Origin of the sequence: Nostoc sp. NMS4 (assembly GCF_017115095.1) — a bacterium.
In the GTDB taxonomy this organism is placed as follows: Bacteria; Cyanobacteriota; Cyanobacteriia; order Cyanobacteriales; family Nostocaceae; genus Nostoc.
The window spans coordinates 31,354-44,564 of the sequence record NZ_JABXKI010000273.1; the positions used below are offsets into that span (position 1 = coordinate 31,354).

The following is a 13,211-nucleotide window of genomic DNA, read 5'->3' on the forward strand; positions in this document are numbered from 1 at the left end:
ACAAAAGCATTAGGTTTTTAAAGCTCTTGTGAACTCTGATAATTATGACTTCAACTTAGCTAGTAATAATTACGCACGGTGTAACAAAACTTCATATATTTCTGTTGGATTTCTTTAAAGGATTCATGAATCTGGCTACTGACTATTGATGACTCAAGAGGATTGAGTAATTGTTACCTCCTCAAGTCTCAGACTCTGCTTACGGTTTGGATAAGTCCACAGGCTTTATTAAGGCGATCAAGTTGATTACAAAGCAGCGATGTCTATGGTGGGTTACGCCAATGCACTGATTTAAGCTGATGTGCAGCTAAATTGTATAAAACGAAAACGTAAAATTATTGTAGTGCGGGCATCTTGCCCGCATCGAATATACAAATTAAATACGCAACAGCTTAGTGGAAAGGGCGATGAAGTCATTGCAAAAAGGCGATGTCTGCGACGACTACGCCAACACACCAAAAAAAGTTATGAGAATCCCAAATTTTAATTACCAGCGCAAGATGTAGCGACAAGTGAGGAGTTATGGGGCGTTGCCGTGGGTACTTGAGCAACCAGAACTACGTTCCCATTAGCATCCATTACCCAGCTTTGGGCTTCGACAATTTGAGTAGGCTCATTGACAGAATTAACGTTCTGTGATTTTTCTCCTGTGTTTCTCTGCACTTGAACAACCACTCTTTTCTGAATACCTTCAGCACGATTCAGACTCTCAGAAGGGAGCGCGATCCAACCTGCCAGCACCGCATCATCAGCTATCAATAGCTCCGTAGGATCGGCTTGTATTCCTCCACGCCCAGTCGCAACAAATGAACTCCTTCCTATTTCTCCACCAGAATTACAACCAGCAGCAATTTGCTGCGAAGCATCAACCAGATTTACAGGCAATTCCACTAATCCTTTACTGGGGTCAGCATCTGGTGAGTTGATTTGTACAGTGCCACTTAATGAAGGGTTTTGCTGAGAAAATGCAGTGATGTCACTTGTTGGTAGGTTATTCGGGTTTATGTCTTTTGGATCGAGCTTCTCTACCTCTGCACGGGTGCGTGGCACAAACCCAAAGATGTTCTTAGCGGCGATCGCAATTTTACCACCAGAACCAAAGTTGGCGTTGGCGGTAATATCGCTATTTCCCAAAGGAGTGGCGACGAGAAAGCCATTAGGTGCATTGATGGTGAGATTACCACCAGTTTTATCATCTCCAGCATTAGTAGAGATTTGACTGTTGCGACGCATCAGTAATAAGTCCCGCACCTGTACCGCAATGTCACCGCCCTTACCTGACTCACTATTAGATGTGAGTTTTCCCTTATCCAGCAGGATGGAACGAGCGGTTATATTGAGTTCTCCTGCTAGACCTAAATTGGGTACACCCCCTTGATAGTTGACATTCTTTCGAGCTTCACTGCTTACAGTTATTGCCGCCCCATCTTTGATCAGCAATTGCCCTGTAGTTACGGTCAAGTTGCCGCCATTGCCAATCCCTTGAGTCCCAGCAAACAAGCTACTGAGCCTAGAACCATTTGCTGAAGTACCTATTAGTTCTACAGACTCAGAGGCGTTTACCGTCAAGTCTCCTCCATTTCCTGTAGCTGGTGTAAATTGGTTAGAAGAACGCTCAAGTCTGCCCTCAGAACTTGTTGATATTCTTGCCCCTCCCCCGATACGTAACTTTGCAGTGTTAATTATTATGCTGCCAGCATTTTGAGCGCCATAAGTTGCACTAAATAATCCACTGGATATTAAATCACTACCATCTGGTAAGGGAGAAATCGGGATACCTGCGATTAGTTCTACGGAATCTGAGGCGTTTATAGTCAATTTCCCCGCCAATCCCGAACCGACATTGAACATTAAGACTTGCGCTCCATCTTTGACAATCAACTTTCTGGTAGTGATATTTATATCTCCAGAGTTTCCAGTGTTGAAAGTTCCAGTAGACAACAACGCATTTAGTCCAAGTTCTACAGACTCGGAAGCGTTCACTGTCAAATTTCCTCCTGGTTGCGTTCCCAAGGTAATAGCCAATATATCTGAACTGTCAGTTACCAGCACGCGCTTACCTTGTAGGTGGATATTACCACCACCTTTGCCACTGGTATCTACAATAGATGGAATCCCAGCTTGCTGTCTTAGTTCGATGTTCTGGAAATTTTGAACACCTTCATATCCGAATGCCCAACTTTGATTCGTTGAACTGAGACTGACTAAACTATTGCCAGCAACACTTCCTAACTCAATTCTTCCCCCACTTGCTGTTAAATTTCCGCCCTCTAGGGTTATATCACCGCCTATAAGAGCTAAGGTTTTGTCTTGCTGCACCTGTAGACCGGCACCTTCTCCAAGGATATTAATTGCATTATCGGGACTTGCTTGGGATTGATTGCGAATGGGAGCCGCAGTTGTTCCAAATTGTAAGCCTATGGGAACACTTAATGTCAGCAGAGGTGTATTTTGAGGAGATGTCGCACTAAAGTTTGTACCATCAGCAAAGTTCAAACTACTCGCCGTACTAGCCACAAATGAACCGCCGATATTTAAAGAAGCATTAGACCCAAAAACAATGCCGTTAGGATTAATCAGAAAGACGTTGGCTGTGCCGTTAGCTTTGAGAATGCCATCTATATTAGAAACAGAATTGCCTGTTACCCGACTGATGATGTTCTGAATATTTATTGCATTGTTAAAGTAGGCTGTCCTTCCCGCAGAGACAGAAAACTCTTCAAAGCTGTGGAACAAGTTTGTACCACGAACTGCCCCACCGTCTATCTGGTCTATAAGCTGACCATCGATTAGCTTTGGTGTAATGATTGAACTTTCAGATCCAAGTGTGGCATCTTTTTGAACTTGAGCTAAGGCAAAACTCTCAGCAAAAGTGAGTACTTTAGCAATTACTAAAGTACTCACTATTCCTAACTTCCCGTGGCAGCTGCTTCGATTTTGAGACATTAAAAACTGGCGCTCAAAAAATAAGAGTTTATTAAAATACTGTTTTTTGCTAATTAGTTATGTTAGTACACTGATGTTATCTCTGTAGTCTAACTATTACATAAAAGCGATGTTTAGTATTTTGACATTCACTAGAATAAACTCTTTACAGCCCGAAGATTAAATTATTTAGCAGTTACAGCCTAAAGGACTGCCAGTTGATGGGCAAGGGATACACAATGCTTTTTTCACTAATACAATTTCTGGTATTGAAGCTGTTGAAGTTTCTGCCAATAATGCATTGGGTTGCTGTTCATCAACTGCATCATTAGATTGGAGTTGATTGGGGTCGAGATTGCACTGCCAATGAATTCTCAAGACTCTATATTCTAATAAGCCATACTTTTCCAGCACTGAATGTAAGTCAGCATTTTCTAGGCTTTGATCCATTTTCTGCTGAATCTCTTCTTGTAACTGCTGTAATATTTGAGGGTCTATGACTTGTTGAGAACTCATGATTGTTTTCGTTCCTGAGAGGATGTGTATAATTATTGCTTCAATTTAGTTAGCAATGATTACGCTCAGTGTCATAAAAGTTCATGTTTTCGTTTCTTTGCTAATTCTTAATCCCCGTCGCGGCAATACCCTGAAGAAATTGACGCTGGCCGATGAGAAATAATATCATTACTGGAACTGTCGCTATTGTCACTGCTGCCATCATCAAAGGCCAATTATTCGTAAATTGCTCTTGAAACTCAGCTAAGGCTAGTTGCACCGTTCTTAATTCTGGTCGTGTCGTAAATACCAGAGGCTTAAATAAATCATTCCACTCACCGATGAAGGTGAACAAAAACAACGTCACCAACGCCGGACGCGCTAAAGGTAACATCACCCGCCACAAAATTTGTAGTCGGTTCGCCCCATCGATAGCTGCGGCTTCCTCTAACTCCACCGGAATTGTCTGGAAATACTGACGTAATAAGAAAATCCCAAAGCCGCTAACCGCAGTGGGTAAAATCAGCGCCCAGTATGTATTTATCAGGTGTCCCCACTTCAATACCAAAAAGATCGGAATCACCAATAACTGAAAGGGAATCACTAAAGTTGCTAAAACGACTAATAGCAGTGCTTGTCGTCCCCGAAACTTCAATCGTGCTAGGGCGTAACCAGCTAAAGCAGAAGTGACAATCTGAAACGCCGTCACAGCGATCGCTACCAAGGTAGAATTAGCAAACGCCAGCAAAAATTTTCCCTGTTGCCACGCAACGCGGTAATTTGCTAAAGACCAGTTATTTTTGGACAAATTTTCTGGGCTGGTGGCCGTCGGTGCAAAGGAGGTGAGAAAGACCACAAACAACGGTAGTAAAACGATAAATGCCCCTAGCAGTAAGATTACTAGGCTGAAAAAATCGCCAGATTTTAGATTCCAGTGTGATTGGGACATAACTTAAAACTGCAAAGCATTTATTTTGCTAGAACTACAGCATCGCCTTCGGCAACAGTTAATCTATAAACAAAGTCTACTTGTTAAGTTAAATTAAACCACAGTGATTGTTACCCTCAGTTCATAGGGTAAATTCAATCCTGGTGTCAAATAATTCAGGTTTACAGGGGTAAAGATAACCATGCAGCAGCTTACAGACCAATTTAAAGAACTAGATTTCAAGAGCGAAACATACAAAGATGCTTATAGCCGAATTAATGCGATCGTGATTGAAGGGGAACAAGAAGCCCATGAAAATTACATCACATTAGCCGAACTGCTGCCAGAATCTCATGATGAATTGATTCGCCTCTCCAAGATGGAAAGCCGACACAAGAAAGGATTTGAAGCTTGTGGGCGCAATTTGGAAGTCACCCCAGATTTGCCATTTGCCAAGGAATTTTTCTCTGGACTACACCAAAATTTCCAAACAGCCGCCGCCGAAGGTAAGGTGGTCACTTGTCTATTGATTCAGTCTTTGATTATCGAATGTTTTGCGATCGCAGCATATAACATTTACATCCCCGTTGCCGATGCTTTTGCCCGCAAAATCACCGAGGGAGTAGTAAAAGAAGAATACAGCCACCTCAACTTTGGCGAAGTTTGGTTGAAAGAACATTTCACAGAATCCAAAGCAGAATTTGAACTTGCAAATCGCCAGAACCTACCCATAGTCTGGAAAATGCTCAACAAAGTAGAGGGTGATGCCCACACAATGGCAATGGAAAAAGATGCTTTAGTAGAAGATTTTATGATTCAATACGGTGAAGCATTAAGTAACATAGGTTTCACGACTCGTGATATCATGCGCTTGTCAGCCTACGGACTCATAGCCGCTTAGAAGAGTGCTGAGTAACGAGTGCTGAGTGCTGAGTAGTTCAAATTCAGAACTTCAGAACTCAGGACTTAGGACTCAGGACTGCTGAACCACCTCATATTCCACGACCTCAAGACAGCATAAGCCTAATAATCACTACATGTTTGGTCTAATTGGACATCTGACTAGTTTAGAACACGCTCAAGCGGTAGCTCAAGAATTGGGATACCCAGAATATGCCGATCAAGGGCTAGACTTTTGGTGCAGCGCCCCACCACAAATTGTCGATACCATTATTGTCACCAGTATAACTGGGCAAAAAATTGAAGGACGGTATGTAGAATCTTGCTTTTTGCCGGAGATGCTGGCTAGTAGGCGCATCAAAGCCGCAACGCGCAAAATCCTCAACGCTATGGCCCATGCACAAAAGCATGGCATTAACATTACAGCTTTAGGCGGATTTTCCTCGATTATTTTTGAAAACTTTAAGTTAGACCAGTTTAGCCAAGTCCGCAACATTAAACTAGAGTTTGAACGGTTCACCACAGGAAATACACATACTGCCTACATTATTTGTAAGCAGGTGGAAGAAGCCTCAAAACAACTGGGAATCGATCTTTCAAAAGCCACTGTTGCTATATGTGGGGCAACTGGGGATATTGGTAGTGCAGTTACTCGCTGGCTAGATGCGAAAACAGATGTCCAAGAACTTTTGTTAATCGCCCGCGATCAAGAACGCCTCAAAGAACTCCAAGACGAACTGGGGCGAGGGAAAATTATGGGTTTGACAGAAGCACTGCCCCAAGCTGATATTGTAGTTTGGGTTGCTAGTATGCCCAGAGGCGTGGAAATTGACCCGACCACTTTGAAACAACCCTGTTTGTTGATTGATGGTGGCTATCCTAAAAACTTAGCAACAAAAGTTCAACATCCTGGTGTATATGTGTTAAATGGTGGGATTGTAGAGCATTCCCTGGATATTGACTGGAAAATTATGAAAATCGTCAATATGGACGTACCAGCCCGCCAGTTGTTTGCTTGTTTTGCCGAATCAATGCTGCTGGAATTTGAGAAGTTATACACGAACTTTTCGTGGGGACGGAATCAGATTACCGTAGACAAAATGGAGCAGATTGGTAAGGTATCAGTGAAACATGGATTTAGACCTCTGCTGGTTTAGTCATTGGCCATTAGTCATTTGTTATTTGCAAAGGACAAAGGACAACTGACAAAGGACAAAGGACAAAGGACAAAGGACAGATAACCTATAACTCGTAATTATAACCCCTACGATGGCAACTACCGAGCGTAAACCGCTACTGTTAGATTTTGAAAAACCCCTAGCAGAACTAGCAACCCGAATCGATCAGATTCGGCAACTTGCAGAAGAAAATGGTGTCGATGTTTCTGGTCAAATTCGTCAACTAGAAGTACGCGCCAAGCAACTACGTGAGGAAATTTTCACTAGTCTATCACCCTCCCAGCGATTGCAAGTCGCTCGTCATCCGCGTCGCCCTAGTACTCTCGATTACATTCAGGCTATTAGTGATGAATGGATGGAATTACATGGCGATCGCTGTGGTGGTGACGATCCGGCTTTAGTTGGTGGTGTTGGTCGGCTGAGTGGGCAACCTGTGGTGATGTTGGGTCATCAAAAAGGGCGCGATACTAAAGACAACATTGCCCGAAACTTTGGAATGCCTTACCCTGGCGGCTATCGTAAAGCCATGCGGTTGATGGAACACGCCAATAAGTTTAGTATGCCGATACTAACCTTTATTGACACGCCAGGAGCTTGGTCTGGGGTAGAAGCAGAACATCAAGGTCAAGGAGAAGCGATCGCTTACAACTTGCGGGAAATGTTTTGTTTGGATGTGCCAATTATCTGCACAGTTATCGGTGAAGGTGGTTCTGGTGGCGCACTCGGTATTGGCGTAGGCGATCGCCTACTCATGTTTGAACACTCCGTTTATACCGTCGCCACTCCCGAAGCCTGTGCCGCCATTTTGTGGAAAGATGCTGGTAAGGCTCCCCAAGCCGCCGTCGCCCTAAAAATTATTTCCCACGACCTGAAAAAATTGGGAATTATCGACCAAATACTGCCTGAACCCACTGGTGGCGCTCATTCCGACCCCTTAAAAGCCGCCACTACTCTCAAGCAAGTGCTAATGGAAAATTTAGACGAACTCAATCGTTTAACTGCCCCAGAACGCCGCCAACTGCGCTATGAAAAATTCCGCAAAATTGGTGTTTTTACAGAAGTTGCCCACTAACAGCACCGCATAATGATTGATTAGTAAAGTAGCAATGCTATAATTGCCTATGTGCTTAAAGATTTTTAACAATCTAGCCATAGGCATTTGCATATTTGGGAATTCTACTCAATTTGATTGAGTGGGTTTTGTATTATGTAAATAATCTAAATTTGAATGTACTATGTACCGCGTGGTTTTCCAGGCAACAATTTGTTGTCTTTACTGCTGAAACCCACAACATGGTAACTGTTGTGCTGCATCATAGCATCTACTTAATGAAAATCATCAGATTTTTAGATTCCTTTAATCTATGCCAAACCGAGAAGTGTGAATAATGGGGTGGTGATAGGCTTTGGGAACTGCCAAAAAATTGGGAGACACCATGAGTGTTCAGCAAAAACGACGCGCCCTGATTACTGGGGCAAGTAGTGGAATTGGGAAAGCAACCGCTTTAGCCTTTGCGAAAGCGGGAATAGATGTCGCCTTAGTTAGCCGTTCTTTGGATAAGTTGGAGGCGGTAAGAGAAGCATTACAGCATACTGGGGTGGAAGCAAAAGCTTACGCTGTAGATTTAGCGCGGATCTCCGAAGTCAAAGAAAAGATCCAAGCGATCGCTCTTGACTTTGGTGATATAAACATTCTGGTAAACAATGCTGGCATCGCCTATACAGGCACTTTGAGCGAAACTCCCCTAGAGGACTGGCAGCAGGTAATTGACTTGAATCTGACTGGCGTGTTTCAGTGCATTGTGGGGATTTTACCTTCAATGCGCGATCGAGGCACAGGCACAATTATCAACGTCGCCTCAATTGCCGCCAAGCAACCCTTTGCCGGTTGGGGAGCATACAGCGTCAGCAAAGCCGGTTTGATAGCCCTCTCTCAAACCCTGGCACAAGAAGAACGCAGCCACGGCATTCGTGTAACAGCTATCTGTCCCGGCGCAGTCAATACCGAACTTTGGGATACAGAAACAGTCCACGTTAACTTAGACCGTTCCAAAATGTTAACCCCAGAAATTGTGGCTCAGTCAATTCTCTACACAGTTCTGTTACCACAACAGGCAGTGATTGATGAATTGACCCTGATGCCCAGCGCTGGCGCACTCTAATTAGTCTTTTGTCCTTTGTCTTTTGCAAATGACCAATGACCAATGACTAATGACCAATGACAAAACCATAACCAAGACTGAATCATGACTATTGCTAGTTCCAACGGTTCCAATAGCTCTCAATCGCCTCTGATTCCCGACTTGGCAGAAGCCATAACTCCTAGACCCGATCGCAATACTCATAACGGGCGAAAAGCAGATGTGTTCTCGCCAACAGAGGAACAGATGGAGGAAATGAAGGATGCCGTGCGGACACTAATACTGGGAGTTGGCGAAGATCCCGAACGCGAAGGACTTCTGAAAACACCCAAACGAGTAGCCGAGGCAATGCGGTTTCTTACTAGTGGCTACAACCAATCTCTTGAAGAACTCGTTAACGATGCCATCTTTGATGAAGGGCATAGCGAGATGGTACTTGTTAGAGATATTAACTTCTTTAGTCTGTGCGAACACCACATGCTGCCATTTATGGGTAGAGCGCACGTTGCCTATATCCCCAACCAAAAAGTTGTCGGACTGAGTAAGCTAGCCCGGATTGTTGAGATGTATTCCCGTCGCTTACAAGTACAAGAGAGGTTAACTCGTCAAATTGCCGAAGCAATCCAGACTATTCTGGAACCTCAAGGCGTTGCCGTAGTAATGGAAGCTAGCCACATGTGCATGGTGATGCGTGGCGTTCAAAAACCAGGTTCTTGGACTGTCACTAGCGCAATGGTTGGTGTGTTCCAAGACGATCACAAAACCCGTGAAGAATTTTTTAACTTAATTCGCCACCAACCAGCGTTCTTTTAAGTGCTGAGTGCTGAGTTGGGAGTTAATTCACAACTCATCACTCCTAACTTTTAAGTAACTCAATGTTCTTGAGACTGTGAAATAGGAGTGCTACTTTATCTAAATCCTTATCTCCTGGTGTCCGTTCCACACCACTAGATAAATCAACGCCGCTAGGATTAACCTGATTTAGGGCTTCCACAATATTATCGGCTGTTAGTCCCCCTGCTAAAAGCCAAGGACAACTAGGGCTAAATTCTTTTAGCATCTTCCAATCTAAAGTTTTGCCTGTACCACCCAATTGTTGCGGATGGTAAGCGTCAAGTAGCAAAGTATCCACATATTTTGTGTAATCAGCTGCTGTGTCAAGATGCTCAATATTACGAATTCTCAATGCTTTAATAATTTCAATATTGGGTAAAACTTGACGTAATTGGTAACAAAAATCTGGTGATTCATCTCCGTGTAACTGCACACCAGTCAACCCAGAATCAGCAACTATCTGACTAATTTCAGCGATACTAAGATTGGCAAAAACCCCAATTGTATCAATATTTGCCGGGAGTTCTGCCACTGCTGCCCGAATTTGGGATGTAGTCACGTAACGAGGTGAGTTTGGTACACAAATAAATCCTAGTGCCGTTGCGCCTAGAGAAGCGATCGCTATAGACTGCTGTGGTTGAGTAATGCCGCAAATCTTAACGCGCATAAATATTTAACAAATTTAAACTAATTATCAAAAAAGTCTAAACTATCTCAAAAAATTTTGGGCCTTGTAACTTTATAATCTTGTAGGCTTACACTTACTTTTCGATTCAGGAGACAAAAGCTTGATTTCCTCTATTTTACTAGCAGTAGCTGCATCTGTTCCCCCTACACCTGTGTGGAATCCCACAGTAGGAATCATCATCAGCATCAGTAGCTTAGTAGTTGTTTTACTAAGTACTAAGATTGAAAAACCCCTAGTTGGCCCCAAGTTCCCTATTCTGCCAATTAGTATTCCCACATTCGCTGCTGCTATGGCTTTTGGTCATATTATCGGCATTGGCATCGTTTTAGGATTGACTAACATCGGTCGTCTGTAGTTTTGTGATGGCAGAGGTGTTACTTGTAACCCCGCTATCAATGCAAAACTCCTAAAAATGATTTTGGGTTGGGGAGTGGGAAAAGCAAGGGTGCAGGGAGCAGGGAGAAAAGTTTTCCCCTCTGCCCCCCGCACCCCCCTCTGCCTCTTTTCAATGCCCCATGCCCAATGCCCAATGCCCAACAGTCATTAATTGTCTATTGTAGAAATAAGAGTATTTCGTCAGTTGTTAATACCGAATTGATGCTCAATATAAATGTGTATACGAATATGCATAGTATTTCGGTATAAAAAGTACTGGCGATATCTAGTTTTAGGGCAGTGTAATGCAAACAAATTGGAGAATTGGGTCATTATTTGGAATTCCCCTATTTTTAGACCCGTTATGGTTTGTGATTTTAGGGTTGGCAACTCTGAATTTTGGGGTAGCTTACCAGGAATGGGGAAGTGTTATAGCTTGGAGTGCTGGAATAGTTATGGCACTGCTACTATTTGGTTCGGTGCTATTACATGAATTGGGTCATAGCTTGGTAGCCCGATCGCAAGGTATTAGAGTTAATTCAATTACCTTATTTATGTTTGGCGGGATTGCTGCCATTGAAGAAGAATCTAAAACTCCTTTCAAAGCTTTTCAAGTAGCGATCGCTGGGCCTTTGGTGAGTATAATCCTATTTGCCCTGCTCCGTGTGGCAGCTTTTGTCATACCTGATACTAATCCCCTCAGTGTCATGGTCGGAGATTTGGCGAGAATTAACTTAGTGGTGGCTCTATTTAACCTAATTCCCGGCTTACCTCTAGATGGGGGGCAAGTGTTAAAAGCAGCACTATGGCAAATTACAGGTAATCGTTTTCAAGCCGTACACTGGGCTGCAAAGGCGGGGCAAATATTAGGTTATACTGCGATCGCTTTGGGATTTATTGTCGATTTTATCACCAGAGAGTTAGTAACTGGTTTGTGGATTGCGTTGCTCGGTTGGTTTGCTGTCCGCAACGCCAGCAACTATGACAACATGACCACACTGCAAGAAAGCCTACTCAAGGTCGTGGCCGCCGATGCGATGACCCGTGAGTTTCGGGTAATTGATGCTGACCAGACATTGCGATCGTTTGCCGATTTATACCTGTTAGAAACCACTCCCTCACAGGTTTATTTTGCCGCTTCTGATGGACGTTACCGGGGTCTAGTTTCCATTGACGATTTTCGTTTAACCCAAAGGGGTGAATGGGAAACCCAAACTTTACACAGCATTGTACATCCCCTCACAGAAATACCTACCGTTACCGAATCAACATCGATCGCTGAGGTAATTAACAAACTAGAAAATGAGCAGTTACCTCGAATTACCGTCCTTTCTCCGGCTGGTGCTGTCGCTGGTGTAATTGATCGGGGAGATATTGTGCTAGCGATCGCCCAAAAGTTAAATTTCCAGATAACCGATGCTGAAATTAAGCGCATCAAGTCAGAAGGTAGCTATCCGCCTGGGTTACAACTGGGAGTAATCGCCAAATCAACTACAAATTAAACCGTCATACACTCGTCATAGGTTTGCAATAGATACGTCAAAAGCGTATGTGATATTTAATTTGGTATTTGGTTACAAAATGCTTTTTTTGGGTAAAAGGTAGGACTTCCTACCTTTTTTATTTTTAAAAGCATGACATAACTGAATTAGATGCGCATTGGGCATTGGGCATTGGTTATTAATTCTTCCCCCCTGCCTCCCCTGCCTCCCTCATCCCCCCAGTCGCCAGTCTGGACGCGACCTGTTGAAAAATTAAATTAAAACTTCCAGTTTAAAGTGAGTAAAATGTAGGAACGTGATATACTACACCTCTCACTTACCCTGGTTTTATGGCACTGCCAATTGTTGCAATTATCGGACGCCCAAATGTGGGCAAATCCACCCTGGTTAATCGACTCGCCGGGGAACAAACGGCGATTGTCCATGATGAACCGGGAGTGACACGCGATCGCACTTATCTTCCAGCTTTCTGGAATGGTCGGGAATTTTTAGTGGTAGACACTGGTGGTTTAGTTTTTAATGATGATACCGAATTTTTACCACTGATTCGCCAACAGGCAATGACAGCCCTTGCAGAAGCCTGTGGCGCTATTTTTGTCGTCGATGGTCAAACAGGCCCCACATCGGCAGACCAAGAAATCGCCGAATGGATGCGCCAACAACCCGTACCTGTGCTACTAGCTGTAAATAAATGTGAATCCCCAGAACAAGGCTTAATCCAAGCTGCCGATTTTTGGGAATTGGGATTGGGCGAACCTTACCCCATCTCCGCGATTCATGGTAGTGGTACAGGAGAGTTACTTGACGAGTTAGTTAATCACATCCCTGCTATTGAAGACATTCCAGACACGAATGAAATCAAAGTAGCAATTGTGGGCCGCCCGAATGTCGGCAAATCGAGCTTACTCAATTCTTTTGTTGGGGAAGAAAGGGCAATTGTCAGCCCCATTTCCGGCACAACCCGCGATGCTATTGATACCGTCATTGAACGAGAGGGACAAACTTACCGCTTAATTGACACCGCCGGTATTCGCAAAAAGAAGCACATCGAATACGGCACAGAATTCTTTAGTATTAACCGGGCTTTCAAAGCGATTCGCCGTGCTGATGTGGTTTTATTAGTAATAGATGCTGTAGATGGAGTCACCGAGCAAGACCAAAAATTAGCTGGGCGGATTATCGAAGAAGGCCGAGCTTGCATCATCGTCGTTAATAAGTGGGATGCTGTCGAAAAAGACTCTTACA

At 43.6% G+C, this 13,211-nt stretch carries 12 protein-coding genes; 8 read left to right on the forward strand and 4 right to left on the reverse strand.

Going from position 1 to position 13,211, the window contains the following annotated elements:
• Positions 1-483 precede the first annotated feature (483 nt).
• The 3 genes from HWQ37_RS25470 to HWQ37_RS25480 form a co-directional block, all read right to left on the reverse strand.
• Positions 484-2,946 (reverse strand): two-partner secretion domain-containing protein, encoded by a 2,463-nt coding sequence (locus HWQ37_RS25470; RefSeq protein ID WP_292752550.1) that lies wholly within the window; start codon positions 2,944-2,946, stop codon positions 484-486.
• Positions 2,947-3,114: 168 nt separating this feature from the next.
• Positions 3,115-3,441 carry a hypothetical protein gene (locus tag HWQ37_RS25475; protein ID WP_292752553.1) on the reverse strand — a complete coding sequence of 109 codons (327 nt, stop codon included), beginning with the start codon at positions 3,439-3,441 and terminating at the stop codon, positions 3,115-3,117.
• Between the two features lie 100 nt (positions 3,442-3,541).
• The gene (locus HWQ37_RS25480) at positions 3,542-4,369 is read right to left on the reverse strand and encodes a carbohydrate ABC transporter permease (RefSeq protein WP_292752556.1); all 828 of its coding nucleotides are present in this window, start codon (positions 4,367-4,369) and stop codon (positions 3,542-3,544) included.
• Between the two features lie 181 nt (positions 4,370-4,550).
• On the opposite strand from HWQ37_RS25480, the gene HWQ37_RS25485 reads away from it, so the two are divergent.
• The 5 genes from HWQ37_RS25485 to folE all read left to right on the forward strand — a co-directional run bounded on the left by HWQ37_RS25485 (position 4,551) and on the right by folE (position 9,380).
• Entirely contained in the window at positions 4,551-5,249 is a 699-nt protein-coding gene (locus HWQ37_RS25485; RefSeq protein ID WP_292752558.1) for an aldehyde oxygenase (deformylating), read from the forward strand.
• Positions 5,250-5,385: 136 nt separating this feature from the next.
• Positions 5,386-6,405, forward strand: a complete 1,020-nt coding sequence (locus HWQ37_RS25490) for a long-chain acyl-[acyl-carrier-protein] reductase (RefSeq protein WP_292752561.1) — start codon at positions 5,386-5,388, stop codon at positions 6,403-6,405.
• Positions 6,406-6,517: 112 nt separating this feature from the next.
• A complete protein-coding gene (locus HWQ37_RS25495; RefSeq protein WP_292752564.1) occupies positions 6,518-7,498 on the forward strand; it encodes an acetyl-CoA carboxylase carboxyltransferase subunit alpha in 981 nt (326 codons plus the stop codon).
• A 364-nt stretch (positions 7,499-7,862) separates the two neighbouring features.
• Positions 7,863-8,588, forward strand: coding sequence for an SDR family oxidoreductase (locus tag HWQ37_RS25500; protein ID WP_292752567.1), 726 nt, complete (start codon positions 7,863-7,865; stop codon positions 8,586-8,588).
• 84 nt (positions 8,589-8,672) lie between these two features.
• Positions 8,673-9,380 carry a GTP cyclohydrolase I FolE gene (gene folE, locus HWQ37_RS25505; protein ID WP_292752570.1) on the forward strand — a complete coding sequence of 236 codons (708 nt, stop codon included), beginning with the start codon at positions 8,673-8,675 and terminating at the stop codon, positions 9,378-9,380.
• Between the two features lie 43 nt (positions 9,381-9,423).
• Here folE and HWQ37_RS25510 read toward each other — a convergent pair whose 3' ends face one another.
• Complete coding sequence (locus tag HWQ37_RS25510; protein WP_292752573.1) at positions 9,424-10,068, reverse strand: phosphoribosylanthranilate isomerase; 645 nt, start codon at positions 10,066-10,068, stop codon at positions 9,424-9,426.
• 121 nt (positions 10,069-10,189) lie between these two features.
• Here HWQ37_RS25510 and psaK point away from each other — a divergent pair, with 121 nt between their 5' ends.
• The 3 genes from psaK to der all read left to right on the forward strand — a co-directional run.
• Positions 10,190-10,444: a photosystem I reaction center subunit PsaK gene (gene psaK / locus HWQ37_RS25515; RefSeq protein WP_292752576.1), complete on the forward strand. Its 255-nt coding sequence runs from the start codon at positions 10,190-10,192 to the stop codon at positions 10,442-10,444.
• Positions 10,445-10,769: 325 nt separating this feature from the next.
• Complete coding sequence (locus HWQ37_RS25520; protein ID WP_292752579.1) at positions 10,770-11,966, forward strand: site-2 protease family protein; 1,197 nt, start codon at positions 10,770-10,772, stop codon at positions 11,964-11,966.
• Between the two features lie 329 nt (positions 11,967-12,295).
• A partial coding sequence (gene der, locus HWQ37_RS25525) for a ribosome biogenesis GTPase Der (protein ID WP_292752582.1) occupies positions 12,296-13,211 on the forward strand: 916 nt, incomplete at its 3' end.